General features: G+C 65.6%; 24 protein-coding genes and 1 tRNA gene. 15 read left to right on the top strand and 10 right to left on the bottom strand.

The annotated features are described in order from the left end of the window. The first annotated feature begins 50 nt into the window (after positions 1 to 50). From ACDH77_RS12455 to ACDH77_RS12405, 11 genes are all read left to right on the top strand, one after another. Complete coding sequence (locus ACDH77_RS12455; protein WP_031423224.1) at positions 51 to 1,247, top strand: glycosyltransferase; 1,197 nt, start codon at positions 51 to 53, stop codon at positions 1,245 to 1,247. Positions 1,248 to 1,283: 36 nt separating this feature from the next. Continuing rightward, entirely contained in the window at positions 1,284 to 2,078 is a 795-nt protein-coding gene (locus ACDH77_RS12450; RefSeq protein WP_014090472.1) for a polysaccharide pyruvyl transferase family protein, read from the top strand. A gap of 4 nt (positions 2,079 to 2,082) precedes the next feature. Further along, the gene (locus ACDH77_RS12445; RefSeq protein ID WP_008574554.1) at positions 2,083 to 2,877 is read left to right on the top strand and encodes a WecB/TagA/CpsF family glycosyltransferase; all 795 of its coding nucleotides are present in this window, start codon (positions 2,083 to 2,085) and stop codon (positions 2,875 to 2,877) included. Between the two features lie 34 nt (positions 2,878 to 2,911). Then, positions 2,912 to 3,373 carry a cupin domain-containing protein gene (locus ACDH77_RS12440; protein ID WP_008574552.1) on the top strand — a complete coding sequence of 154 codons (462 nt, stop codon included), beginning with the start codon at positions 2,912 to 2,914 and terminating at the stop codon, positions 3,371 to 3,373. A 91-nt stretch (positions 3,374 to 3,464) separates the two neighbouring features. Further along, the gene (locus tag ACDH77_RS12435; protein WP_031423220.1) at positions 3,465 to 4,481 is read left to right on the top strand and encodes a TraB/GumN family protein; all 1,017 of its coding nucleotides are present in this window, start codon (positions 3,465 to 3,467) and stop codon (positions 4,479 to 4,481) included. A 200-nt stretch (positions 4,482 to 4,681) separates the two neighbouring features. After that, positions 4,682 to 5,680 carry a 3-oxoacyl-[acyl-carrier-protein] synthase III C-terminal domain-containing protein gene (locus ACDH77_RS12430; protein WP_029819702.1) on the top strand — a complete coding sequence of 333 codons (999 nt, stop codon included), beginning with the start codon at positions 4,682 to 4,684 and terminating at the stop codon, positions 5,678 to 5,680. Continuing rightward, on the top strand, positions 5,680 to 6,528 hold the full coding sequence (locus tag ACDH77_RS12425; protein WP_031423217.1) for an MBL fold metallo-hydrolase: 849 nt from the start codon (positions 5,680 to 5,682) through the stop codon (positions 6,526 to 6,528). The genes ACDH77_RS12430 and ACDH77_RS12425 overlap by 1 nt, the downstream gene beginning before the upstream one ends. After that, the gene (locus ACDH77_RS12420) at positions 6,525 to 7,484 is read left to right on the top strand and encodes an NAD-dependent epimerase/dehydratase family protein (protein WP_031423215.1); all 960 of its coding nucleotides are present in this window, start codon (positions 6,525 to 6,527) and stop codon (positions 7,482 to 7,484) included. The genes ACDH77_RS12425 and ACDH77_RS12420 overlap by 4 nt, the downstream gene beginning before the upstream one ends. After that, positions 7,475 to 8,629, top strand: a complete 1,155-nt coding sequence (locus ACDH77_RS12415; RefSeq protein ID WP_031423213.1) for a glycosyltransferase family 2 protein — start codon at positions 7,475 to 7,477, stop codon at positions 8,627 to 8,629. Before ACDH77_RS12420 ends, ACDH77_RS12415 begins: the two co-directional genes overlap by 10 nt. Beyond that, positions 8,607 to 9,218 carry a hypothetical protein gene (locus tag ACDH77_RS12410; RefSeq protein WP_031423211.1) on the top strand — a complete coding sequence of 204 codons (612 nt, stop codon included), beginning with the start codon at positions 8,607 to 8,609 and terminating at the stop codon, positions 9,216 to 9,218. Before ACDH77_RS12415 ends, ACDH77_RS12410 begins: the two co-directional genes overlap by 23 nt. After that, entirely contained in the window at positions 9,208 to 10,464 is a 1,257-nt protein-coding gene (locus tag ACDH77_RS12405; protein ID WP_031423209.1) for a glycosyltransferase, read from the top strand. Before ACDH77_RS12410 ends, ACDH77_RS12405 begins: the two co-directional genes overlap by 11 nt. A gap of 34 nt (positions 10,465 to 10,498) precedes the next feature. Here ACDH77_RS12405 and dxs read toward each other — a convergent pair whose 3' ends face one another. From dxs to ACDH77_RS12380, 5 genes are all read right to left on the bottom strand, one after another. Further along, positions 10,499 to 12,415, bottom strand: coding sequence for a 1-deoxy-D-xylulose-5-phosphate synthase (gene dxs, locus ACDH77_RS12400; protein ID WP_041470106.1), 1,917 nt, complete (start codon positions 12,413 to 12,415; stop codon positions 10,499 to 10,501). Positions 12,416 to 12,847: 432 nt separating this feature from the next. Continuing rightward, on the bottom strand, positions 12,848 to 13,504 hold the full coding sequence (locus tag ACDH77_RS12395) for an HNH endonuclease (protein ID WP_057682169.1): 657 nt from the start codon (positions 13,502 to 13,504) through the stop codon (positions 12,848 to 12,850). Between the two features lie 286 nt (positions 13,505 to 13,790). Continuing rightward, the gene (locus tag ACDH77_RS12390; RefSeq protein ID WP_372353477.1) at positions 13,791 to 15,584 is read right to left on the bottom strand and encodes an acyl-CoA dehydrogenase C-terminal domain-containing protein; all 1,794 of its coding nucleotides are present in this window, start codon (positions 15,582 to 15,584) and stop codon (positions 13,791 to 13,793) included. A gap of 53 nt (positions 15,585 to 15,637) precedes the next feature. After that, positions 15,638 to 16,114 carry an LEA type 2 family protein gene (locus tag ACDH77_RS12385; RefSeq protein ID WP_008571387.1) on the bottom strand — a complete coding sequence of 159 codons (477 nt, stop codon included), beginning with the start codon at positions 16,112 to 16,114 and terminating at the stop codon, positions 15,638 to 15,640. 114 nt (positions 16,115 to 16,228) lie between these two features. Then, on the bottom strand, positions 16,229 to 16,765 hold the full coding sequence (locus ACDH77_RS12380) for a lipocalin family protein (protein WP_011347882.1): 537 nt from the start codon (positions 16,763 to 16,765) through the stop codon (positions 16,229 to 16,231). A gap of 181 nt (positions 16,766 to 16,946) precedes the next feature. On the opposite strand from ACDH77_RS12380, the gene ACDH77_RS12375 reads away from it, so the two are divergent. Both ACDH77_RS12375 and ACDH77_RS12370 read left to right on the top strand, forming a co-directional pair. After that, a tRNA-Phe gene (locus ACDH77_RS12375) sits at positions 16,947 to 17,022 on the top strand. A gap of 242 nt (positions 17,023 to 17,264) precedes the next feature. Continuing rightward, a complete protein-coding gene (locus tag ACDH77_RS12370; protein WP_005914051.1) occupies positions 17,265 to 17,540 on the top strand; it encodes a hypothetical protein in 276 nt (91 codons plus the stop codon). A 151-nt stretch (positions 17,541 to 17,691) separates the two neighbouring features. Here ACDH77_RS12370 and cho read toward each other — a convergent pair whose 3' ends face one another. Both cho and ACDH77_RS12360 read right to left on the bottom strand, forming a co-directional pair. Further along, the gene (gene cho / locus ACDH77_RS12365) at positions 17,692 to 18,483 is read right to left on the bottom strand and encodes an excinuclease Cho (protein ID WP_228729147.1); all 792 of its coding nucleotides are present in this window, start codon (positions 18,481 to 18,483) and stop codon (positions 17,692 to 17,694) included. A gap of 304 nt (positions 18,484 to 18,787) precedes the next feature. Then, positions 18,788 to 18,988 (bottom strand): KGG domain-containing protein, encoded by a 201-nt coding sequence (locus tag ACDH77_RS12360; protein ID WP_005914053.1) that lies wholly within the window; start codon positions 18,986 to 18,988, stop codon positions 18,788 to 18,790. A 335-nt stretch (positions 18,989 to 19,323) separates the two neighbouring features. Here ACDH77_RS12360 and ACDH77_RS12355 point away from each other — a divergent pair, with 335 nt between their 5' ends. Both ACDH77_RS12355 and ACDH77_RS12350 read left to right on the top strand, forming a co-directional pair. Then, positions 19,324 to 19,935 carry a hypothetical protein gene (locus ACDH77_RS12355; protein WP_014090459.1) on the top strand — a complete coding sequence of 204 codons (612 nt, stop codon included), beginning with the start codon at positions 19,324 to 19,326 and terminating at the stop codon, positions 19,933 to 19,935. Positions 19,936 to 20,065: 130 nt separating this feature from the next. After that, positions 20,066 to 21,688 carry a hybrid sensor histidine kinase/response regulator gene (locus ACDH77_RS12350; RefSeq protein WP_218489150.1) on the top strand — a complete coding sequence of 541 codons (1,623 nt, stop codon included), beginning with the start codon at positions 20,066 to 20,068 and terminating at the stop codon, positions 21,686 to 21,688. A gap of 379 nt (positions 21,689 to 22,067) precedes the next feature. Here ACDH77_RS12350 and ACDH77_RS12345 read toward each other — a convergent pair whose 3' ends face one another. From ACDH77_RS12345 to ftsY, 3 genes are all read right to left on the bottom strand, one after another. Beyond that, complete coding sequence (locus tag ACDH77_RS12345; protein WP_008571381.1) at positions 22,068 to 22,343, bottom strand: oxidative damage protection protein; 276 nt, start codon at positions 22,341 to 22,343, stop codon at positions 22,068 to 22,070. Between the two features lie 23 nt (positions 22,344 to 22,366). Further along, positions 22,367 to 23,440, bottom strand: coding sequence for an A/G-specific adenine glycosylase (gene mutY / locus ACDH77_RS12340; protein ID WP_071117742.1), 1,074 nt, complete (start codon positions 23,438 to 23,440; stop codon positions 22,367 to 22,369). A 337-nt stretch (positions 23,441 to 23,777) separates the two neighbouring features. Beyond that, on the bottom strand, positions 23,778 to 25,379 hold the full coding sequence (ftsY, locus tag ACDH77_RS12335; RefSeq protein ID WP_031423191.1) for a signal recognition particle-docking protein FtsY: 1,602 nt from the start codon (positions 25,377 to 25,379) through the stop codon (positions 23,778 to 23,780). Between the last annotated feature and the right edge of the window lie 92 nt (positions 25,380 to 25,471).

Raw genomic sequence — 25,471 nt, 5'->3', positions numbered from 1 at the left:
TCGCCTGCAGTCGGTCATGCTTTCTCTCACTCATTCATAGGACACGGCCCATGAGCGACACACCCGCCGCCGCTTCCGGCATCCGCCGGCCTTGCTATCTGGTCTTGTCCGCCCACGATTACCGCACGCCGCGGCGCGCCAATATCCACTTCATCACCGATCAACTGGCGTTGCGCGGGACCACGCGGTTCTTCTCGCTGCGTTACAGCCGGTTGTCGCGCATGAAGGGCGATATGCGGCTGCCGCTCGACGAAACCGCGAACACGGTCGTCTCGCACAAGGGCGTCGACTGCTACCTGTGGCGCACGACGGTGCATCCGTTCAATACGCGTCGTCCATGGTTGCGGTCGGTCGAGGATGCGATGTTCCGTTGGTATGCTGCGCATCCGCCGCGCCAGTTACTCGACTGGATGCGCGAGGCGGATGTGATCCTGTTCGAAAGCGGCATTGCGGTCGCTTTCATCGAACTGGCCAAGCGCGTCAATCCCGCAGCCAAGCTGGTCTATCGCGCGTCGGACGGATTAAGCACGATCAAGGTTGCGTCGTATATCGAACGCGAGTTCGACCGCGTGGCGCCCAAGCTCGATGTGATTGCACTGGTATCGCCGGCAATGGCAGAGGAGATCGCCAGCCGCGACAATGTCTATCACGTTGGCCATGGCGTGGATCACAACCTGGATCAACTCGGCGACCCGTCGCCGTACGGGGAGGGCATCCACGCAGTGGCGGTCGGTTCGATGTTGTTCGATCCGGAATTCTTCGTCGTTGCCAGCAAGGCCTTTCCGCAGGTGACGTTTCATGTGATCGGTTCGGGCATGGGCCGGCATCCGGGCTACGGCGATAACGTGGTGGTCTATGGCGAGATGAAACACGCCGAGACCATTGGCTATATCAAGCATGCGCGGTTCGGGATTGCGCCGTATGCCTCCGAGCAAGTGCCGGTCTACCTGGCCGACAGTTCGATGAAGTTGCTGCAATACGACTTTTTCGGCTTGCCTGCGGTGTGCCCGAACGCCGTGGTGGGGCCGTATCAGTCGCGTTTCGGCTACACTCCGGGGAACGCCGATTCTGTCGTTGCAGCAATCGGCCGCGCCCTGGAAGCACCGCGCGTGCGTTATCGCCAGTGCCTGAATTGGTCCGACACCACCGATCGCGTGCTGGATCCCAGTGCGTATCCGGAAACCCGTTTGTATCCACAGCAAAGCGCAGCGGTGCATGCCTCGTCGGAGGCTGCGCTCTCGCATTGATGCGCGCACATTTTTTCTTTAGGAGACTCACACGTTATGGCCAACGCCTTGCTGCAGAAATGGATAGAACATGCAGAACGTCGTGCGCTGTTCTGGTGGCAGCCCAAGAACGCTGGCGTGAATATGGGAGATCACCTGTCCAAGGTGATCGTCTCCTGCGTGCTGTCCCTGCAGGACAAGACGCTGATCGAGAAGCAGGATCTGAGCAAGAAGCTGATCGCGATCGGTTCGGTACTGCACTTCGCCAAAGACGGCGATACCGTCTGGGGTAGTGGCATCAACGGCAAGATTCCTGCCGAGCGCAACACCTTCAGTACGCTCGATGTCCGTGCAGTGCGTGGGCCGAAGACGCGCAAGTTTCTGCTCGATCGCGGCATCGCAGTGCCGGAAGTGTATGGCGATCCCGGGCTGCTGACGCCGATGTTCTTCCCGGCCGATGCGCTCGGTACGATCAACAAGCGCCCGTTCGCCATCGTTCCGCACTTCAACGAGCCGGTTGAAAAGTACAGCGCGTACAAGGATCACTTGGTCTTTCCCAACGTCAAGCCCGCAACCTTCATGAGCGCGTTGCTTGGCGCCGAGTTGGTGATCAGCAGCTCGCTGCACGGCTTGATCCTTGCCGAAGCCTATGGCATCCCGGCGGTGTATCTGGATTGGGGCAATGGCGAAGATCGCTTCAAGTACGACGACTACTACAACGGCACCGGGCGTATGCAATGGCATTCCGGCAACAGCGTGGAGGAGTGTCTGCAACTGGGCGGCAACGGCGATTTCGATCTGGAAAAGCTGCAGGCCGGGCTGTTGGCTGCCTTCCCTTACGACCTTTGGTGATTCGATGATGCAGGGCCAGCGCGTGGATGTGGAAACAACGGGGATTGCCAGCGGAACCACGCCGCCGGGTGTGGTGATTCCGTTGGGCGGCTTTCCGGTCCTGTCCACCACGCAGGAAGCCTTTGCGTTGGATCTATTCCACGCGCTGGCCGCCCGTCAGCCGCGACGGGTGTTCTTTGCCAATACCAATTTCATCGTGCAATGCCAGGCGCTGCGGACGCGCATGCGCGAGCCCAGCGTGCGCATCGTCAACGACGGGATCGGCATGGATCTGGCTGCGCGGCTGATCCACGGCCGCCGCTTTGCCGGCAACCTCAATGGCACCGACCTGATTCCGTATCTGTGCCGTGAGAGTGCGCAACCGCTGAAATTCTTTCTGCTGGGCGGCCGTCCGGGTGTGGGCAAGACCGCTGCGGCGACGCTGACCGGGACCTTGGGGCAGCAGGTGGTCGGCATGTGCGATGGTTATGGCGAATTTGCGGCGGCGGGCGAGGGCCTGGCCGAGCGCATCAATCGCTCCGGTGCCGATGTGCTGCTGGTGGCGTTCGGCAATCCGCTGCAGGAGCGCTGGATCCTGGACCACAGCCATGCGCTGAGCGTGCCGCTGGTGTTCGGGGTGGGCGCATTGCTCGATTTCTTGTCCGGTACCGCAAAGCGTGCGCCCGAGTGGGTGCGAGGCCTGCACATGGAGTGGATGTATCGGCTTCTCAACGAGCCACGCCGTTTGCTCAAGCGCTATAGCTGGGATTTGTTGGTGTTCTTCCGCACCTGCTTGCGCGCGGGAAAGCAGCTGCCCTGATGCAGCGCAGGCGTGTCTGGCCTAGCATGCCTGCATGCATCCGACCGCCGCCGCCCTGATCCGCTCGCTCGACCTCGCCCCGCATCCAGAAGGCGGGCACTACCGCCGCATCCATGCCTCTGCGCGTCAGGTGACCGACAACGGCCAGACCCGCCCGGCAATGACCGCCATCCGTTTTTTGCTGAGTGCCGGCGAATGCAGTGCGTGGCACCGCGTGGATGCGGAAGAAACCTGGCATTGGCAGCTGGGCGATGCCTTGGAACTGCTGATCTATGACACCTGTACCGAACAAGTGCAGCGTGTGATCGTGGATGCCGCCGAACGCGGTGAGCCGATGCATGTGGTGCCGGCAGGCTGCTGGCAAGCGGCGCGCTCGCTCGGCGATTTCACCCTGGTGGGCTGCACGGTATCGCCGGGATTCGTCTGGGAAGGCTTTGCGTTGCTCGACAAGGCCTCGCCGCTGGCTGCACGCCTGGCGACGCTGCTGCCACGCTAATCATCGACCGCGTTTGCGCGTCCGAACGCTTCCCTAACGCGGCTGCTGCCGGCTTGGCGTACTGTCCGCCTCAAACAGGGGGCGAGACACCATGCAACGCAAGGTCGCGGGATGGGGAATGGGTTTGATGCTGGTGTCGCTGCTGGCGACCGCCGGGGAAGCCGTGCCGCCCAAGATGGCGACGCCGGCACCAGCAGTGGTGGATCTGGAGGCCATGGTCGTGCGCGGCGTGCAGCCCGGGCCGGGCTTGTGGAAGGTCAGCAAGGGCGATCATGTGTTGTGGATCCTGGGTACCTTATCGCCCTTGCCAAAGCGGCTGCAGTGGCAGTCGACCGAAGTGGAAACCATCATCGGCCAGTCCCAGCAGGTGCTGGCAGCGCCAACCGTGCAGGTGGATGCGGACATGGGATTCTTCGGCAAGCTGACCTTGCTCCCGTCGGCCATGAAAGCGATGAAGAACGAAGACGGGCGCGAGCTGCGCGACATCTTGCCGGCCGACCTGTATGCGCGCTGGAGCGTGTCCAAGGCGCGCTATCTCGGCAGCGACCGCGGCGTTGAGCGCAAACGCCCGATGCTGGCTGCCGGCGAGTTGTATCAGGCGGCGATCAAGCGCTCCGGCCTGGCCCGTTCGCCGGTGGTTTGGCCAGTGGTGGAACGCGCTGCCAAGCGTGCCGGCATCAAACCCACACCGACCGCGCTGGACTACAAGATCAAGGACCCGCGCCAGGCGCTCAAGGAGTTCCGCGCCGGCGGAATGGACGATACCGCATGTTTCCGCAGCATTCTGGTGGCGGTGGAGCGCGACCTGCCGACGATGGTGGAGCGCGCCAATGCCTGGTCGGTGGGCGATGTCGAGGCCTTGCGCAGGCTGCCGCGCGAAGATCCGCAGGCCGCCTGCATGGACGCAATGGCCAGCTCCGGTGCTGCAAGGAAACGCGGCATCGACGATCTGGAACGGCGCATGCGCGAGCATTGGCTGGGTATCGCCACCGCTGCGCTGCAACGCAATCGCAGCACGTTCGCGGTGTTGCCGATCAGCCGGTTGACCGCGCCGGATGGCTATCTGGCACGCCTGCAAGCGCTGGGCTATGAGGTGGAAGCGCCTTGAGGCGATGTCGCCGCGTGCGCCTGGCGCGTCATGCCGAGCACGAGCACAGCAGCTGGCAGAGATGCAATGGATGCGGCAGGCGGCTGTTGCGCGGCGTGCCTCGCGGTGCATGCGCTTAAAGGTGTATCGGCATGCACGGCGGTGGGCCTGCCGATGCGGCCACGGTATGCTGCGCGCCTTCATGTTTCGAGAGCTCCGCGTTGAACGCATTGCCGCTGCGCATCCTGGGCACCGGGCGCCATGTTCCGGCGACGGAAGTGACATCGCGCCAGTTGGACGAGCGCTGGCAGTTGCCGGCCGGAACCACGTTCGCGCGTCTGGGCGTGGAGACGCGCCATTACGTGGGCAAGGGCGAGACCGCATCGTCGATGGGGGCAGCCGCTGCACAGCAGGCCTTGGCCAGCGCCGGGCTCGATGCCAGTCGGATCGATTGCCTGATCTCCGCCTGCAGCGTCATGGAGCAGCCGATTCCCTGCCAGGCGGTGCTGATCCAGCGCGCGCTCGGCCTCGGCGATTCGGGCATCCCCGCATTCGACGTCAATGCAACCTGCCTCAGTTTTCTGGTGGCCCTGGACATGGCGGCCAACGCACTGGCGCTGGGTCGCTACGAGCGCGTGCTGATCGTCTCCAGCGAAGTCGCATCGGCCGGGCTGGATGCGGCGACGCCGGCCACGGCCGGCTTGTTCGGCGATGGCGCAGCCGCAGTGGTCGTTGGACGCAGCGAAGCGGAGCAGGGCTCGGCGTTGCTTTCCAGCCGCCTAGCGAGTTATGGCAGTGGCGCCGAGCTGTGCCGCATTCGCGGCGGTGGCACGCGTTACCCGCATGGCGAAGACAGCGCGCCCGATGCCTCGCGCGTGTTCTGCATGGACGGACGCGGCGCCTACCGTTTCGCCGCGCGGCATCTGCCGGCGTTCTGGGAACAGCTGCTGCACGAGGCCGGCACCGCCACCGCAGCCTTGCGTTGCCTGGTACCGCACCAGGCTTCCGGCGGCGGCCTGGATCATGTGGTGCAGACCTTGGGACTGCGCCCCGAACAGGTGGTGCGCATCCTGCAACACACGGGTAACCAGGTCGCCGCGTCGTTGCCGCATGCGCTGCATCATGCACGCGTCGACCTGGGCCTGCAGCGTGGCGATCTGGTCGCGCTGCTCGGCACCGGGGCAGGGCTTGCCATCGGCGGCATGGTGTTGCGCTACTGATGCCGGCGCGCGTGTCGCTCGAGCTGCTGCGCGTGGGCCACTGCCGCCATTGCGAACGCATGGTGCGTGCAGATGGTCACTGGCATGCGGTGGAATTCCCCGCACTGAGCGTGCTGATCCGGCATCCGCAGCGTGGCGCGCTGTTGTACGACACCGGCTATGCCGCGCATTTTTTTCGTGCCACCGATCCCTGGCCGGAGCGCCTGTACCGCTGGACCACGCCAGTCAGCTTGCCCGCCGACCAAACCCTGGGCGCGCAGTTGAACAAACGTGGCGTATCGCTGGATGACATCGCCTGGTGCTTGATTTCGCACTTCCACGCCGACCATGTCGGCGGCCTGCGCGATCTGCCCAATGCGCGCTTTCTCTGCCTGCGCGCGGATTACCAGCAGCTGCGCAGCTGTTCGCGCATGGGTGGGTTGCGCCGCGCCTTGCTGCCGCAGCTGCTGCCGGACGACTTCGACCAGCGGCTGCAGTTTGCCGACCAGGCACCGCAGCGCGCGTTGACTGGAGCCTGGCAGGAGCTCGGCCCGGCCTACGATCTGTTCGAGGACGGCAGCGTGCTCGCGGTATCGCTACCCGGGCACGTGCCCGGCCAGATGGGACTGTGGGTACGCGACCAGCACGACCGCGAGGTGTTGCTGTGTGCGGACGCGGTATGGTCCTCGGCCACCTGGGCCACGCTGCAATGGCCGGCCTGGCCCACGCGTCTGCTGATGCACGACTGGCACGCATTCCAGCACACCGTGCATCGCTTGCACGCCTTGTCGCACGCCCATCCGGAACTGGTCATCCTGCCTTCGCATTGCCAGCCGAGTCTTGACCGATATCAACCGGAGTGGCGATGAGCCTGCGCATTCTCGTGACCGGCGCGTCCGGTTTTGTCGGTGGTGCATTCTTGCGGCGCTTTCAGGGGCAGCCGGGCGTCGAGATTCACGGTATCGGCCGCCGCGCCAGCGACCTGCCCAACTACCATCGCATCGATCTGAGCCAGGCCTTCTCGCTGGACTGGCAACCGGATGTGGTGATTCATGCAGCTGCGTTGGCCTCGCCGTGGGGCACGCGTGCGCAGTTTCAGCGGCACAATGTCCAGGCCACCGCCAACCTCATCGACTTCTGCAAGCGCAACGGCTGCCCGCGCCTGCTATATGTCTCCTCCAGTTCGGTGTTCTATCGCGAAGCGCATCAATACGGCCTGGATGAAGACAGCCCGATCGGCCCGGCGTTCGTCAATACATACGCACAAACCAAATATCTTGGCGAGACGTTGCTGGATGACTATCCCGGGGAAAAGAGCGTGTTGCGCCCGCGTGCGGTATTCGGGCCCGGCGACACGGTGCTGTTTCCGCGCGTGATCGCCGCCGCGCGCAAGGGTGCATTGCCGCGTTTCGTCGGCCAGACCCAGCCGGTGATCGGCGACCTGATCTATATCGATACGCTGTGCGATTACCTGTACCGCGCGGCCACCGCGCCGCAGTTGCAGGCTGCTTACAATCTCACCAACGCACACCCGGTGGACCTGCAGCAGTTGTTGTTGGAGGTGCTGGCGCGCCTGCAGCTGCCGTTGCCACGGCGCGAGGTGCGCATCGGCACCGCGTTGCGCATGGCCAGCGTGGTGGAAGCGGTGTATCGCGGGCTGCGGCTGCGGGGCGAGCCGCCGATCACGCGCTTCGGCGTTGGCGTGTTCGCATATTCCAAGACCTTCGATCCGCGCCGCACGCTTGCCGATCTTGGCCGGCCCAGTGTCGGCCTGGACGAGGGTGTGGACGCCTTCGTGCGCTGGCAGGCAGCGCAGTGGACCTGATCGTTCCCATCCTGGCCGCGCTGTATCTGGCCGTGCTGCTGGTCAAGACGGCGGCCGTGCTGTGGGTCATGCGTGGCGAACGCGCGAGGCCGGCGCGCCGTGCCGTTGCCACGCCGGCCGAGGTGGCGATCCTGCAGCCTATTCTTGGTGGCGATGCGCATTTGCAGGAGGTGCTTGTTGCCAACGCGCAGGCATTGCCGCAGGCGCAGTTCGTCTGGTTGCTGGATGCCGACGATGGCCCGGGAAACGCCGCTGCCGCTGCTGTCGTTGCGCAATATCCGCAGCTGCGGATCGCGCGCATTCTCGTGCCCGCGGCGCCACCAGGCATCAACCCCAAGGCCTGGAAACTCGATTACGCGCTGCCGCACATCGATGCGGCTGTCAGCCTGGTTCTCGACGACGATGCGCACCTCGGCGGCCATGCGCTGTCGCAACTGTTGTCGGACCTCACGCATGCCGATGTGGTCACCGCACTGCCGTATTACCGCGACAGCGCCACGCTGGCCGGGCGCCTGTTGGCGCAGTTCGTCAACAACAATGCCGCGCTCACGTACTTGGGCTGGCTGCCATTCGCAGCGCCGCTGACCATCAATGGCATGTGCTATGCCGCGCGTACCGAACAGCTGCGCAGCTGGGGTGGCTTTACTGCATTGCTGGAGCAGCTGACCGACGATCTGGCCTTCGCCACCCTGGTGCGCGACCGCGGCGGGCGGCTCTGGCAATCCACTGCGCCGGTGGCGATGCGTACCGCCATGCCCGACCTGCGTGGCTATATGCGCCAGATGCATCGCTGGATGCTGTTCGCATCGATCCTGCTAGGCCGTCAACGCCTGCACGTACGCAGTGCCATCGGCGTGTTGCAGGGGCTGCCGCCGTTGCTGCTGGTGGCCATGCTGGTCTGCGCTTGCATGCAGCACACCTGGCCGGCTGCACTCTGCGTGCTGATCGTCTTGCTGGTGCGCGCGCTGCTGCTGTGCGCTGTGCAATGGCGCGTCACCGGCGCCGTTCGCCACCGCCTGCTGGTGTCGCTATGCGCCGAATGCCTGCAGCCGCTGCATCTGCTGCACGCAGCGCTGGTGCGCACGATCCGCTGGCGCACGCGGCGTTACCGCGTGCTACCGAATGGGTGCTTTCGTGCGGAGTGAGTCGATGCCGCTGCAGATCGCCTTCCTCACCGGGCAAAGCGATCCGGCAAGCTGCGCCTTGAGTGCGGAGCAGGGCGCATTTCTGCAACAGCTGCAGGGCGCAGGCCGGCAGCTGCTGGATTGCAATTACCCGTATCGCCGCAACGGCGCGCCGCACCGGCGCACGCCGTTGTGGCGTGCCAGCCTGTCCAATGCACGGCAGTATCTTGCGGCCCGACATGCCCGCCTTGCCGAAGCCGATCGCAAGCGTGTCCATGCGCTGCTGGATCAGGCGCCGATGACGCTGCTTCTTGCCGGCAGCTGCGGACTGCAGCTGTTGACCGCATTGCAGTTGCCGGATGCGCTGCGTGCACGCCTGGCGGTTTTTGCGTACGGCCCGGTGTGTGATGCGCCCGCAGTTTTCGGCCAGCTGCGCGTGGTACAGGGCCGCAGCGACTGGATCTCTCGAACACTGTTCGATGGGCAGGTCGATGCCAGGCCTGCGTGCGGACACATGGCGTACCTGCGCAACGCCGAGGTGCTTGCCGAGTGCCAGCGCTTTGTCGCGCAGATCGAACGAATGCGACAGGGTACCGCGCATGCGCATTGATCTGATCGCACCGCCCTACAGCGGCCATCTGCATCCCATCCTGGCGATCGCGCAACAGCTCACCGCGCAGCACGATGTCTGCGTCATCAGCACGCCTGCTGCGCGGGCGCGCATCGAGGCATGTGGGCTCGCCACTGCCAGCGTGCTGGATGCGCATGCCGATCGCTTGCTGCTTTCCATCGCCAACCCGCCGCATGCAGTGGGCCACAACCCCGTGCGCCTGCGTCGGCAGTTGCACAGCGCACTCGGGCTCATGGCGCAGCTCGGCGAAGCGCTGCAGCAGCGCTGGCGCGCGCGGCGGCCGGATCTGGTGATCGTCGACTTCACCCTGCCCAGCGCAGGACTGGCCGCACAGACGATGGGTATTGCCTGGTGGACCAGCATGCCGTCGCCATGCGTGATCGAAACCATGGATGGACCGCCCGCATACTTTGGCGGGTTGCTGCCTGCGACCACACCCTTGCAGCGTGTCTGGCATGCAGCGGCGCGCCGGCTCACACGTGGCTTCAAACGGACCCTGCACCTTTGCTATCGGCGCCAGATGCGCGCGTGCGGGTTGCCGGCAATCTATCGACGCGATCGCAGCGAGGCGGTGTATTCGCCGCAGTGCATCCTGGCCCTGGGAGTCCCGTCGTTCGAGCTGGCGCAACGCTGGCCGACGGCAGTGCGCTTTGTCGGGCCGCAGTTGTGCACGCCGCCTTCGTCGGTGCCGGCGCCCACCTTCGTCGACGGTCGCCGGCATGTGCTGGTGACGCTGGGCACGCATCTGCAATGGGTCAAGCAGCGCATGGATGGCGTGCTGCGTGCGCTGGCGCCGCAGTTCCCGGAGGTGGTCTTCCATTTCAGCGACGGCGACACCGGCGCTTCGCCGCAGCCGGGGCAGGGCAACTATCAGCGGCTGCCCTATGTGGATTACGCCCAGCACCTGCACCGCTACGCCTTGGTGATCCATCACGGCGGTGCCGGCATTCTCTACGCCTGCCTCGCCGCGGGATTGCCGGCCATCGTCTATCCGCTGGATTACGACCAGTTCGATCACGCCGCGCGCCTGCAGGTGGCAGGTGCTGCCTGGTGGCTGCGCGATCTGGATGGCTTGCCGGCGTTGCTGCGTCAGGCGCTCGGCGCCGGCGAGGTGCCACACGGCGTGCGTCGCCTGCAGGCGGCGCTACAACTGATCCAATCGCAGGCGCGCATCGCGCACCTGGTGGAGGGTTTTGAGCGTACTGGCGCGGTGCCGCCGGTGTAATGCGGCACGCGCTACAACGAATCTGTCGGCGCGCTCAGCCTGCCGCAGCGTTCAACGCAGGCGTCTTGCTGGTCATCAGCTGCGGCCAGCGCTTGAGCACGGCGGCGCGAATGCCGGCCTGGTCGATGCCGGCCTCGGCCAGCAGGTCTTCGCGGCTGGCGTGATGCTGGAAACTGTCCGGCAGGCCCAGGTGCAGCATCGGCATGGTAACGGCTTCGGCGTTGAGCAGTTCCGACACGCCAGCACCTGCGCCGCCTGCAACCACGTTGTCTTCGATGGTGACGAAGCCGTCGTGGGTTTTTGCGAGCTCCAGCAGCATCGCCTTGTCCAACGGCTTGACGAAGCGCATGTTCACGACCGTCAGTCCCAGTTCGCGGCCGACCGCCTCTGCCGCATCCACCGTCGCGCCGAAGCCGAGCAGGGCGATGCGGGTGCCGCTGTGGCGCAGCTGCGCCTTGCCGATCGGCAGGGTGGCCAGCGACGCATCGAGCGCCACACCCGGGCCGGTGCCGCGCGGGTAGCGCACCGCTGCCGGGCCCTGGTACTGCACGCCGGTGCTCAGCATCTGACGGCATTCGGCCTCATCGGCCGGCGCCATCACCACCATGTGCGGCACGCAGCGCAGGAAGCTCAGATCCAGATTGCCGGCATGGGTGGCGCCATCCGGGCCGACCACGCCGCCGCGATCGATCGCAAACAGCACATCCAGTTGCTGCACCGCCACGTCGTGCACCAGTTGGTCGTAGCCGCGCTGCAGGAAGGTGGAATAGATCGCGACCACCGGCTTGGCGCCCTGGGTCGCCATGCCAGCGGCCAGCGTCACCGCGTGCTGCTCGGCAATGGCCACATCGAAATAGCGCTGCGGATATTCCTTACTGAAGCGCACCAGGCCCGAGCCCTCGCGCATCGCCGGCGTGATCACCAACAGCTTGGGTTCGGCGGCGGCCATGTCGCAGACCCAGTCGCTGAAGACGTCGGTATAGGTCGGCTTCTTGGCGCCGGCCTTTGCCACCAGGCCCTTGCTCGGATCGAACGGGCCAACGGCGTGATAACCGATCTGATCGCCTTCGGCCAGCTCGTAGCCCTTGCCCTTGGTGGTGATGACGTGCAGCAGCTGCGGGCCCTTGAGCGTCTGCAGGGTCTTCAGTGCGCCAACCAGGCTGGGCAGGTCGTGGCCATCGATCGGGCCGGTGTAATGGAAGCCCATTTCCTCGAACAGCGTGGACGGCACGAACATGCCTTTCCAGTGTTCTTCCCAACGCCGCACGAAACGCGCGGTAGGGTTGTTCTTCTTGTCGCCGAGGATCTTCTTGCCGCCTTCGCGGATCGCATTGAGCGTGCGGCTGCCGCTGGCGCGCCCCAGCATCTTGGTCAACCCGCCCACTGCTTCGGAGATCGACATGCGGTTGTCGTTGAGGATCACCAGCAGATTCGGTTCCGGGTCCATGCCGCCAGCGTGGTTCAGCGCTTCGTAGACCATGCCGGCGGTCATTGCGCCGTCGCCGATCACCGCCACCACCTTGCGGTCGTCGCCGTTGCGCTGCGCAGCGATGGCCATGCCGAGCGCGGCCGAGATCGAGGTCGACGAATGGCCCACACCGAAGGTGTCGTAGATGCTCTCTTCGCGCTTGGGAAACGGCGCCACGCCGTCCTTTTGCTTGACCGTGTGGATCTGGTCGCGCCGGCCGGTGAGGATCTTGTGCGGGTAGGTCTGATGCCCGACGTCCCACACCAGTTGATCCACCGGCGTCTGATACAGGTAGTGCAGGGCGACGGTGAGCTCGATCACGCCCAGGCCGGCCGCGAAGTGCCCGCCGCTCTTGCCCACCGATTCGATCAGATAGGAGCGCAGTTCTTCGGCGATCGCGGTCAGCTCGGCTTCGTCGAAGCGGCGCAGATCGTCGGGAGTCTGGATGCGGGACAGGCGCGGATAGCGGGTGGTGTCGATCATCATCGTGTCAATCTTCTGAAGCCGTATTGTCCTCCCCATGCGAAGGCCCGGCAAGCAAACCGGTTCAGCTGTCAGCGGGAAGTGATGGGCACACACACCGTCACGCCTGGCGCGCGCGATGCTTACCCACACCTGCGGCAATCTGCCGCACCGTTCGATGGACCGATTGCGCCGAGTCCTCTAGACCACTTGGCCCTTGCCTGCGTGGGATGGGACGCTTGGCCGTGTCCGGGTGCCTCATGCGTTGGATCGCCGTGGCCGGGTTCGATGTCACGTCGGACACCCCGTGCGCCAGCGAAGCCGCCAGCGCTGCGGCGCGAGTGGGGCAACCGCACGGCATCCAGGCCCAAGCGCCCGTGGTTGTCTTGGCACTCGGCCGAAGGGTGGCGCGGCCACTCACCAGCCGGCAGGCGCAACGCGTGGCCAGCCGGCTTACAGCGACAGCTTGGAGCGTTTGGGCAGTTGCGCGCGCAAGAAGGCCATCTGATCGGACAGGATGTTGCGGTTGGACAGGATCAGGTGCTCGATCCAGCTCGGCCGGTAGGGCACCGCCAGCAGCGGCATATGCGCCTGTTGCGGCGTGCGGTTGGCCTTGCGCGAATTGCACTGGAAGCAGGCGGTCACCACGTTTTCCCAACTGTCGCGACCGCCTTTGGACACCGGCATGACGTGGTCGCGGGTCAGGTGCGGGCGACTGAAATGCTGGCCGCAATACATGCACAGCTGCGAATCGCGCGCGAATAACGCGGTGTTGCTGAGGGTCGGGGTCGGGTCCAGCGCGCGCGACCGGGCATGCCCGCGCGCGGCGATGATGGGGTGCAGTTCCAGCGTGCTGCGCTCGCCGGTCAGCCGCGAGATGCCGCCGTGGATCCGCATGCATGGCTCGCCCAGCGTCCACGACACCGCATCGCGGGCGTACAGGCAGGCAGCGTCTTGCCAGTTGATCCAGTCCAGCACGCGGCCATGCGCATCGAGCGACAGCAGGCGAAGCGTGGGGAGTTGGTGGATTGCGGCGACAGCGCTGCCCGTGTCCGGGGCAGCGCTGCCTCCGGGGACGATCACATCACGAACGTGCGTGTCTGTCTCCATCGGGAAAACAGCTTATACCCGATCGTTGACAGTTTGTGTATCGCAGCGAATGGCGTTGGCGCGTGTCTTCAAAGCACTGGCTCGGCAAGTCCCGTTGCCCGCCATTGCGTGCCGCCGCGCTGCGGAATCGCTCGTCGAACGCAGTGATGGCGTTGGTGATCCATAGGAGCGCACCCGGGCGCGAGGCTTTGTCGAGCGATACCGCTCTGTCGCGGCCAGGTCCGCTCCTGCGACAGCGGCAGGATTCCGCGGCGTGAGCCGTAGGAGCGCACCCGGCGCGAGGCGCTCAGCCTTCGCCGAACAGCTCCGCTTCCAGGGTCATCAGCGGTGCGGCGCCGCTGCGGATGGCGGCGGCATGGGTCAGGGTGCGCGGCAGGATGCGGGCAAAGTAGAACCGCGCCGTCTCCCGCTTGGCGCGCTTGAAGTCCTCGCTGTGCGCGGAGGCATCGGCAGCGGCCACGCTGCGCGCCCACCAGTACGCCAGCACCACGTAGCCCGAATAAAACAGGTAGTCGTGGCTGGCCGCGCCCAGTTCGTCCGGGTTGCGCGCGGCGCGGTCGAGCACATCGCGGGTCAGCATCGCCCATTCGCTGCACTTGTCGCGCAGCGGCTTGATGAACTCGGCCAGCGCAGCGTTGCCGTCCTGGGCGTTGGCGAAGGTTTCCACGTCGGCCAGGAATAGCTTCAGCCCGGCGGCCTGGCTGGCGGCGGTCTTGCGGCCGATCAGGTCCAGCGCCTGGATACCGGTCGTACCTTCGTAGATGGTGGTGATGCGCGCGTCGCGGGCCAGCTGCTCCATGCCGTATTCGCGGATGTAGCCGTGGCCGCCGAAGCACTGCAGCGCGTGGTAGGTGTTCTCGATCGACCATTCGGTCTGGCAGGCCTTGGAGATCGGGGTGAGGAAGCTCACCAGGGTCTCGGCGTCGGCGCGTTCGCGTTCGCTCTCGCCGCGATGGGCGACGTCGACCAGGCTGGCCGCATGCAACGCGAGCAGGCGGCTGCCTTCGGTCAGCGACTTGATGGTCAGCAACATGCGGCGCACGTCCGGGTGCACGATGATCGGGTCGGCCGGCTTGTCCGGGAATTTGGCCCCGCTGAGCGCCCGCGATTGCAACCGCTCGCGGCTGTAGCGCAGGGCGTTCTGGTAGGCGCGCTCGGACAACCCGATGCCTTGCAGGCCCACGCTCAGGCGTGCGGTATTCATCATCGTAAACATCGCCTGCAGTCCCTTGTGGGGCTGGCCGACCAGGTAGCCTTGCGCGCCCTCGAAGTTCATCACGCAGGTGACCGAGCCCTTGATGCCCATCTTGTGCTCGATGGAGCCGCAATGCAGCGCATTCCGCTCGCCCACGCTGCCGTCGCGGCCCACCTTGAACTTGGGGGTGACGAACAGCGAGATGCCCTTGGCGCCGGCCGGTGCGTCCGGCAGCTTGGCCAGTACCAGGTGCACGATGTTGTCGGTGAGGTCGTGCTCGCCGGCGGTGATGAAGATCTTGGTGCCGGTGATGGCGTAGCTGCCATCGGGATTGGGTTCGGCGCGGGTCTTGAGCAGGCCCAGGTCGGTGCCGCAATGCGGTTCGGTCAGGCACATGGTGCCGGTCCAGCGGCCGTCGATCAGGGGTTTGAGGAAGACGTCCTGCTGCCAGGTCTCGCCGTGCTGGCGCAGGGCTTCCATCGCGCCATGCGACAGCAGCGGAAAGTTGCCCCAGGCCAGGTTGGCGGCGTTGATCATTTCGCTCAGCGGCACGCCCAGCGTGTGCGGCATGCCCTGGCCGCCGAATTGCGGTTCGGCGGTGAGCCCGTTCCAGCCGCCTTCCACGAGTTGATCGTAGGCGGCGCGGAAGCCGGGGGGGGTGGTCACCGCGTGTGTGCTCTTGTCGAACGCGCAACCGATCTCGTCGCCCACGCTGTTGAGCGGCGCCAGCACCTGCGAGGTGAAGCGGCCGGCCTCTTCGAGTACGGCGTCGATGATGTCGGTGCTGGCCTCGGTGTAGCCGAGCCGGGCGAACAGGGCGTGCGCGCCGAGCACGTCGTGCAGGGCAAAGCGGAAATCGGTCAGCGGGGCGGTATAGCTGCTCATGCGGGATCCTTGGAAGCGGGTACGGGAGGCGTGCGCGTGCGCCTTAGCGACTCTTAGCGCAGCACGCCGTTGAGGCCGGGAGCCGGGCTGAGCGTATTGCGCGATTCCACACTGAACTCGCGTTGTTTCTTGTCCTGTGGGGTCGCCCAGACCGTGCCCTTGAGTGTGTACGGGAACGAGCGGCCGCCGGCCAGCACGTCGGCCGCGGTGATGCGGCCCAGCGAGGTGGGTTGCACGGTGACGGTGACCACGTCTGCGGTTTCCGGGCCGATCGACATGCCCACGGCCTGGTCGAGCTTACCGGCCGGTTGATCGCCGGCAGAGATTTCCAGTGCCACGCGTTCGAACTGCATCGGGATGCTGCTGTAGTTCTGCAGGCGCAGGTCCACCGACCAGGAGCCGTCGGCACGCACGGTCAGTTGCTGGATGCTGGCGGCCGGCTCGGACACCCGGCGGACTGCGCCGCCGCAGGCGCTCAGCAGCAGCCCGCAGGCCAGCGACACAAGAAGAAGGCGATAGGCACGACGCATGGACTCGGGTCCTTGGCGGAATGAGGCGGCGCCAAGAATACTACGCAGTACGGTCGCCGCTCCCGAGTGCGCGAAGCGCGGGTGCCGGATCATTACGCCAGGTGATACGCAGCCTCACAATAACGGCGCGGCCACAATCAACGTCGACAGGTCGTAGCCCATCTCGGTCGCCTGCGCCTTGAGCCGTTCCAGTTGCGCGCGCTGCATCTGTGGCGAGCGCGACAGGATCCACAGGTACTTGCGATCCGGCTCGCCGACCACCGCCCATTGGTAATCCGGGTCGAGCGCGATCACCCAATAGTCGGCCCACACCAGCGGCAACCAACCCAGCCACTCGGGAGCAAAGCGCACCTGCAACTGCCCGGGCTGGCCGGCGACCGGGCGCGCCACGCCGTCGGCCTGGGTCAGGCTGCCGTCGGCGGTGCGGCAGCCATTGCGCACGCCGATCAAGCCATCGTCGCGCAAGGTGTAGCTGGCGGTAATGTCGCTGCGGCACTTCTTCTGGAACGACACCGGCAGGTGCGCAATCTCATGCCACTGGCCGGCATAGCGCGAGATGTCCAGCTGCGGCACCGCGCGCACCGGTTGTTGCGCAAACGCTGTCAGCGGCAGCAGGGCGACGAACGACAACAGCAGGCGGGGCAGGCGCATGACAATCTCCGGTGGACGCGCGCAGGCTAGGCCATGTCGCCGGCCGCGCGGCGTGAAGCGGTGCAAGAATCGCGGCCCCCACGGCGGCCGGCAACAAAGTTGCTCGCAACGCTTGCCCAAACTGCGCCTGCTCGCTATAGTGCGCGTCCTCGCAACGCAGGCATCGTGTTGCAGGTTAAGTGGCCGAGTAGCTCAGTTGGTAGAGCAGGGGATTGAAAATCCCCGTGTCGGCGGTTCGATTCCGTCCTCGGCCACCATATCCAAGCCTTCGTTCGCAAGGCTTCCCGGTTTTCACCGGATCTGTTGTTCCCCGTCACTGCCTCGATTTTGCGCGCGCTGCACAGTCTTCGTGCTGCATGCGTACTTGCGCTGACGTGATCCAGCGTGGACGCAGACTCGCGCGTTGGTTCGGCCATCCGTTCATCCGCGTAGGTCCTACGCGCACGCAATGCAATCGATTTCGACGCGGTCTTCAAATGCGCATGGCGATACTGCGCGCATGACGCACAAGACACTTCGACGCACCCTGATCCACGGTTACTGCGGTGAATTCCGCGTGGAGACCCTGGAAAGCCAGGCGCCTGGCGCGACGCTGTGGCTTTCCACCGCGTTCGTCTACCATCGCGACCGTGCCGCGCCCGTGGCCACGATCGAGGGCGCAGGGCAGGGCGAATACCGGGGCGACGCACGCGAGCAGGCGCTGCGCGTCGGTTCTTGTCTGGCGGAGTTTCTGGACCCCAAGGAATACCGCAGCTGCGAGAGGCAGAGTGGCTGAATCGCGGGCTCTCGCATGCGCTTGGAGAGCGTAGGCGGCGGGACCGTTGTTGGTGGGGGAACAGGACAGGCCGGCGTCGCGTCGCGCGATGCCTCGCACGAACTCAATACCTGCTGCGCGTGCCCAAGTGAGCACGCCACCCATGTCGTGCCTACAGCAACACCACGTTGTGCAAATGCGTTTGAAGGCCCTTGCGCAAAATCCGGTAGCAATCGCGATCGAAGTCGCCGGGTGCGGTCTTCAGTTTGCGGGCCGCAGCCAGCGAGGTGGCGCTGCCCAGATAGTGCCAGTTGCGCAGCACGTGAAACTGACGCAACTGCTTGCTCTCTTCCTTCAACGCCACCGCGCCCGGAAACGGCCAGACGGCCTGTTCCAGATGCTCAAGGGCGGCGCGTAGACGCATCTCGTGGTCGCCCAGCGATTCGGCGCCATGGCAGGCACCGGCACAGCGCTTCAACATGGCGCGGAAACACGGGCGACCATCGGTGGCGCGTTCCAGGCCGAGCAGCCCGTAGCAAAGGCGGTCGCGATCGGCCAGCCGCCGCAGCGCTTCCTGGGCGGCGCGTGGGCTGGAATAGAGCCCATACAGCCACGGTATGACCGCCGGGTCGCGCTCGGCCGAATGCACGATGGACACGTCGCCGCAATACAGCCGGATCGAAAACTGACGCGGGACGCGCCGCAGCTTCTGGTTGTACAGCGGGCGCATCGATTTGATGAGCTGCGATTCCAGCAGCTGCGCACCGAGATCGCCGGCCATTTCGAACACGCTGATGCGACGGGTCTGGCGCAATAGCGAGGCTTCGCGTGGCGTGCGGAAGTGATCCATCACCCGCACCCGCAAGTTGACGCTCTTGCCGATATACAACGGCAGTTCGCTGTCCTGGCCGTGGAAGAGATACACCCCGGCAGTCGTCGGCAAGGTTTCGAGCGTGCTGCGCAAATGCTCGGGGTAGGCGTATTCGACCGCACCGAGCCCGCGGCGAACGCGTTCACTGCGTGCCACGGCGGACCTTGGTCTGCTGCTGCGTCAGTGGATCGACGCGTGCGCAACCATCCAGGGGGCCTGGCGCTGCTGCATGCACGGTGGGGTGCGAGTGTGTGCGGAACATCCTGGTCATCGGGCGGCAGCGTGCCGATGTGCTGTCGCATCAGCTGAGACGCCGCCCGATTCTTGAAAAGAACGCGCTTCCGGAAAGAGCTGCGGCCCTTGCGGAAGCGCCTTGGTACCTGCCGTGTTGCGCAGCTCAGCGGTTGTTGCCGCCACCGCTCGCCTGGCCGCCCTTCTTGCCGGCCTCGCGTGCTTCTTCCGAGGTGAACTCGTGGGCGTTGCCGCTTTCGTGGGCCGCCTTGCCGCCCTTGGAAGCGATTTCGCGCTGCTTGTCTTCGTCCATCGAAGCAAAGCCGCGGTTGCTGGTGCCACCCTTGTTGTCGTTCTGATTTGCCATTGCAGATTCTCACTCGTCGGTTGGGGAATGCACCACTGGACGCCGTGGTGCAGGGCCAGCATCGCGGTGGAGGCATCAATCGGACGTGGGGATTTCGACAGCCGGGCGTGAGCCAGCAAGCGGACTTGACGCGCGATCTTCACTGGCGAAAAACGCGGTGTGGCGACGCAATGCGGCAGACGCTCGACAGGATTGCGGCTCCATCGCGCGTGTGCGCCGAATGGCATGCGGCGACCGTGCGACGACACGCCCCTACGTGTTGCGCGCCGATGCCGGAGCGCGGGGCAGGAGCGGCCGGCTATGCTGGTAGCCCCGACGCAGACCAGAACACAGCGATGACGACACGATGCAGATGGTGGGCAACCGTGCTGGCAACGACCGCGACGCTGGCCATGTCAGCCGGCGCCGCTACGCTGCCTGCCGGTGCTGCCAGCCTGTTACCGGCCGGGCAGTCGGTGATGAGTGTCGCTAGCGCCGATCTCACCGGCGATGGCCGCCAGGATTACGTGGTTGCGTTGCGTGCATCCGCAGAACAAACGCTGCGCGGCCATGGCCATGCAGCACCGGCGCGTACCTTGCTGGTGCTGGTTGCAAACGCCGACGGTGGGTTTGTGGAAGCCGCGCGCAACACGCGGGTGATCTTCAGCGCCGACGAAGGCGGGCAGTGCGATCCATTTCTGGACAGCGACCAGGGCCTGGTCGCAAAGGGCGCGTATTTCACCGTGCAAAACGCGGTGGCGTGCGGACAACACTGGACCGACTACATCACCTTTCGTTACGACCGCCGTCGCGGCGTCTTCGTGTTCCACAAGCGCGTGATCGAAGTATGGGAAATGAACACCCAGGACACCCCCGATGCCCAAGCGCTGCGCCTGAGCGAGCACAAGGAAATTGCCGCCGACCCGCGTAAGCCGGTGCTGCTCTCTGCCTACAGGCCTGCGCCGTGATGGCGCTATCGCAGCGCATCCGGTTCGATGGCGGGCGCGGCCGTACGGGAAATGCTCATGGATGTGACGAATCGCCTCACCGGACCCAACTAGACTGTGGCCACGGGAATGGCCCCGCGGAGAACATCACTTGAACGATCCCGGTCACGGAGAGCTGCGGGCGCCTCAGATCAGCGACACACGCGGCCTGCCTGTCGAGAAGCACCGCTCGGACATCTTCTTTGCCGCAGTGGAAACCACGCGCATGCCGATGACGGTGACCGACCCTCATCTTCCGGATAATCCCATCGTGTTCGCCAACCGCGCGTTCCTGGAGATGACCGGCTATGCCGCCGATGAGGTCATCGGCAACAACTGCCGCTTCCTGCAGGGGCCCGATACCGATCCGGCCAGCATCAGCGATGTGCGCGCATCGATCGAAAGCCGCAGCGAATTTGCCACCGAGGTGCTGAATTACCGCAAGGACGGCTCCTCGTTCTGGAATGCGCTTTTCATCTCGCCGGTGTTCGACGACAAGGGCAACCTGGTCTATTTCTTCGGCTCGCAATTGGATGTAAGCCGGCGACGCGATGCCGAAGATGCGCTGCGCCAGGCGCAGAAGATGGAAGCGCTGGGCCAGCTGACGGGCGGCATCGCGCACGATTTCAACAATCTGCTGCAGGTGATGTCTGGACATCTGGAAGTGATCCAGATGATGGCCAGCGCCGGCGCGGGGAATGCCGAGCGGATTGCCTTCAGTGCCGAACACGCGGCGGCCGCCGCTGCCAAGGCGGCCACCTTGACCCAGCAATTGCTGGCGTTTTCGCGCAAGCAGAAACTGCGCGGGCGGGTCGTGAACCTCAACGGGCTGGTGGCCGGCATGACCAACATGGCCGAGCGCGCGCTGGGGGGCGGCGTCACCCTGCGCCAGGCGCTGGAAGAAGGGCTGTGGAACTGCCAGATCGACACCACCCAGGCAGAGGTGGCGCTGTTGAATGTGTTGATCAATGCGCGCGACGCGATGGCGCAGGCCGAACGCAAGGAAGTCACGGTGCAGACCCAGAACGTGGAGATCTCAGGCCACGACCTGGCGATGTATCACCAGCTGTCCCCGGGCCGCTACGTCAGCATCGCCGTGACCGATACCGGCTCGGGCATGCCGCCGGAGGTGGTCAGCCGGGTGATGGAACCGTTCTTCACCACCAAGGAGGAAGGGCAGGGCACCGGCCTGGGCCTGTCGATGGTGTACGGCTTCGTCAAGCAGTCTGGCGGCACCGTGCGCATCTATAGCGAGGTGGGCGAAGGCACCACGGTGCGGCTGTATTTCCCCGCCTCCAGCGAATTCGAAAACGATTTGCAGGCCGCCAAGAGCCGCGCCATCGACAAGGGTGGCAACGAAACCATCCTGGTGGTGGAAGACAAGCAGGACGTGGCGGTGGTGGCGCGGATGTTTCTGGAAAACGCCGGTTACCGCGTCCTGTCTGCATCCAGCGGACGCGAGGCGGTGGAGGTCCTGGAGAAGACCCCGCAGGTGGATGCGCTGTTCACCGACCTGATCATGCCTGGCGGTATGAACGGGGTGATGCTCGCCCGTGAGGCGCGCCGCATGTTGCCGAAGATCAAGATCCTGCTCACCACCGGCTACGCCGATGCGAGCATCCAACGCACCGATGTGGGCGGCGCCGAATTCGATGTGGTCGACAAACCCTACACGCAGAAGGAACTGCTCAAGCGCATCCGCATGTTGCTGGATGGGCCGACCGGGGTTGGTTGAGGCCCACACACCGACAGTGCGATGCCGCTGCGGCATCGCACTGCAGCCGCGATTGCAGTTTCAAGATGGCGTCAGTTCGCCAGCGCAGCGCAGCGCCCGCAGCCGCAGGCGTCGGGAGCAGCCTGGCAGCCGTGAGGCCCGCGGAGCTGGGCGCCTGTCGCCTCCGCCAGATCACCCGCGTTCTGCACGGGGCGTTGGCCAGATCACTAGGCTTGTCTTGCGGCGAGAACATCCAGGTCACATCGGTGAATAGCACGTCGGTGAATAGCTGGCCGTTCCGGCACGCTCTGCACCACAGGCAGGTACCCGCGATCACGTCCATAAACGCACTGGTCGCGTAAAGGCAGTCACTACTGCTGCCGATCCCACCTCCGCGCGCTCAGTCACCCACCGGCGCCACATAACCTTCGGGTTTATCGGCATTGCGCTCGAACAGGAACTTCTGCAGTTCGGCTTCGAGAAAGGCGCGGTGTTTTGGGTCGCGCGGCGATAGCCGATTTTCGTTGATCAGCATGGTCTGATGCGCCAGCCACGCTTGCCAGGCGGTCTTGCCGATCTGCGCGAAAATGCGCTGGCCGAGCTCGCCCGGATACGGCACGAAATCCAGGCCTTCGGCGTCGCTTTGCTGGTAGTGGCAGAACACGGTGCGGGACATGCGGATTCCTTTGGGACACGCGTTTACAGCGCGTCGAGCAACTTGCGGATCGGCGCCGGCAGGCCCAGCGATGCAAGATCGGCAGGCGCTACCCAGCGTAAATCGTCATTGTCGCCCACCGCCGGACGTAGCGCGACCTTGCGCAGGCGCAAGGGCTGCAAATGCAGCCGGTAGTGACTGAAGGTGTGCACGATCAGCGGCATCTCGTCGGCGCGCTCGTAGTTGCCGTCGATATGCGCTGCGAACCAGGCGCGCATGCCGCTGTGGGTATCGGCCTGCGGCAGCGTCCACAGCGCGGCCCAGATGCCGGTTGGCGGGCGTCGCTGCAGCAGGATGTGGCCCTCGGCATTCTGCAGCAGCAGCGCAGTGGCCTCGCGTTCGGGCAGCTGCTTGCCGGGCTTGGGAGTGGGCAATGCCTCGACCAGGCCATCGCGGCGTGCGATGCAATCGGCCTGCAGCGGGCACAGCACACAGGCGGGCTTGGCGCGCGTGCACAGCGTGGCGCCGAAATCCATCTGCGCCTGGGTGTAGTCGGCCAGGCGGCCAGCCGGGACATGCGCAACATGGCGGGTGGCCAGTTGCCATAACTGTTTTTCGATCGCCGGCAGGCCGGGATACCCGGCAATGCCGTGGAAGCGGGCGAGCACGCGTTTGACGTTGCCGTCCATGATCGCGAAGCGATCGTTCCAGGCCTGGCTCAGGATCGCGCCTGCGGTGCTGCGGCCGATGCCCGGCAGCGCAAGCAGTGCATCGAAGTCGCGCGGCAATTGCCCACCGTGCAGCGCGACGCATTGCTTGGCGGCGGCATGCAGATTGCGCGCGCGGGCGTAGTAGCCCAGTCCCGCCCACTGCGCCATCACGGTGTCGTTGTCGGCCGCCGCCAGATCGGCCAGCGCGGGGAAGCGCGCCATGAACTTGTGGAAATACGGAATGACCACCGCGACCTGGGTCTGCTGCAGCATGATTTCCGACAGCCACACCCGGTAGGGCGTGCGTGGATGCTGCCAGGGCAGATCATGGCGGCCATGGCCGTCGAACCAGTGCAACAGGCGGTCGACAAAGGCATCGGCGGAGGGAGTGGCGTGGTCGGCTGGCATGAGCTTTGCTGGCGATGGAGGCGAGGCGAGAGTGGCGGGACGGGGGAGTGGATCTGCTGCGCGTGTCGTCCCTTCGCTACAGTGCAAACGTCATTCCGCCCAGGCACCGTTCGCAGAAAGATCCTTCATCGCCAGCCCGATGCGGTGGTGTCGGCGCATGGGAGCAGGCCGCTGACGCATCCGCGCGACCTTGCCTTCAGCGTCCTGCGCGCAAGGGCTGGGCAACCTCCAGGACGCATCTTGCCTGCAACCAATCGCATGGCACCCGCCGCACCGTGCAACCTGCCTGTAGCGCCTGCGCGCACAGCGGTTGCAGGTGCGGGCAGGCATCTTCCAATCAGCCGCCCAAAGCGTCGGGCAACAGCGCGTCGACGAAGGCGACCGGGTCGAAGACGCGCAGATCTTCCGGACGCTCGCCGATACCGGCAAAGCGGATCGGAATATTGAACTCGCGCGCCAGCGCGAACACCACGCCGCCCTTGGCGGTGCCGTCGAGCTTGGTCACGACCAGGCCGGTGACGCCCACGGCAGCGTGGAACTGGCGCAGCTGCGAGATGGCGTTCTGGCCGGTGGTGCCGTCGATGACCATCAGGACTTCGTGCGGCGCGGCGGCATCGATCTTGCCGAGCACACGGCGGATCTTGCCGAGCTCGTTCATCAGCCCGGTCTGGGTGTGCAGGCGGCCGGCGGTGTCGGCGATCAACACATCGGTGCCGCGCGCCTTGGCGGCCTGCAGCGCGTCGAACGCCACCGACGCGGCATCGGCGTTTTGCCCCTGCGCGATCACGGCCACCCCATTGCGATCGCCCCAGGCCTGCAATTGCGCCACCGCGGCAGCACGGAAGGTGTCGCCGGCGGCCAGCATCAGGCTGTTGCCTTCGTCCTTGAAGCGCTTGGCCAGCTTGCCGATGGTGGTGGTCTTGCCGACGCCGTTGACACCGACGGTGAGCACCACGAACGGTTTGAGCGAGCGGTCGATCACCAGCGGCTTGGAGACCGGCTGCAGCAGCGCGATGAGATCGGCACGCAAGGCCTTGAACAGAGCCTGGGCGTCGACGAATTCGCGCGATTTCATCCGCTTGCGCAGGCCGTCGATCAACGCAGTGGTGGCGCCGATGCCGACGTCGGCGGTGATCAGTGCGGTTTCGATTTCATCCAGCAGGTCGTCATCGAGCTTGGGATTGCGCGAGAACAGGCCGCCGAAGCTGCGTGCGAAGGTGCTGTTGCGCAGCCGCTCGCGCCAGCCGGGTTTTCCCGCCGGCGCGGCGGGGAGGGCGTCGCGCTGGCCGACGATGCTGTCGTCCTGCGTGCTCGCCAGCGGTGCGCTGACGATGGCCGGTGCGGTGACCGTCGGCGCGGTACTGGTCGGGGGCGCGCTGGCGGGCGCTGCAGCAGCCGGTGCAGGCGTCGAGACCGGCGCAGCGGCCACCGGCGGTGCGACCACGGCAGGGGCTACGGGTTGCGAAGGTGTGGCCGGCTGGGCAGGCACGACGGGAGGCGGCGTTGGAACGGTCTGCGGCACCACCACGACCGGCGCGCGGGGCGCGCTGGCGGGCATTGGGTCTGGCAGCGCCTGCAATGCGGTCGGCGCGGGCGCCGCCGGAGTTGCGGGCGCGCTGGGGACGGCGGCAATACTCTGCGCCTGGCCAGTGCGTGCAGCGATTTCCTGCGCCAGCTGGTCGGCCGGCGCGGCGGTGGTCTGCGGCGGTGCTGGCGCCGCAGGCTCGCTGCCTGCCGAAGCAGGAGTGACAGGCGCAATAGCCGGCGTTGCGGCCGTCTGTCTGCCTGGCTCGGCCGTGGGCAGCGCGTCGACCGGCGATGCCGGGGTGGCGGCAGACGGCGCGGTGGGGAATGCGGCTGCCAGTTCTTCCAGGCTGTAGCGAGAGGTACGCGAGCTGTCGGGCGTGGTTGGCTTGTTACGGCGAAAAAAGCTGGCCATTGGCAACGCAGTAGGGGAAACCGGAAATTCTATCATCCGGCCCTGCTGACACCTTGACGCTGCCTTTAGCGTGGCGCCGCGTCCGGGCGCAT

Source organism: Xanthomonas axonopodis pv. maculifoliigardeniae, from assembly GCF_041519315.1.
GTDB classification, from domain to species: domain Bacteria; phylum Pseudomonadota; class Gammaproteobacteria; order Xanthomonadales; family Xanthomonadaceae; genus Xanthomonas; species Xanthomonas euvesicatoria.
The sequence above is the reverse complement of the archived record's forward strand: the minus strand, read 5'-3'. Positions and strand labels throughout refer to the sequence as shown.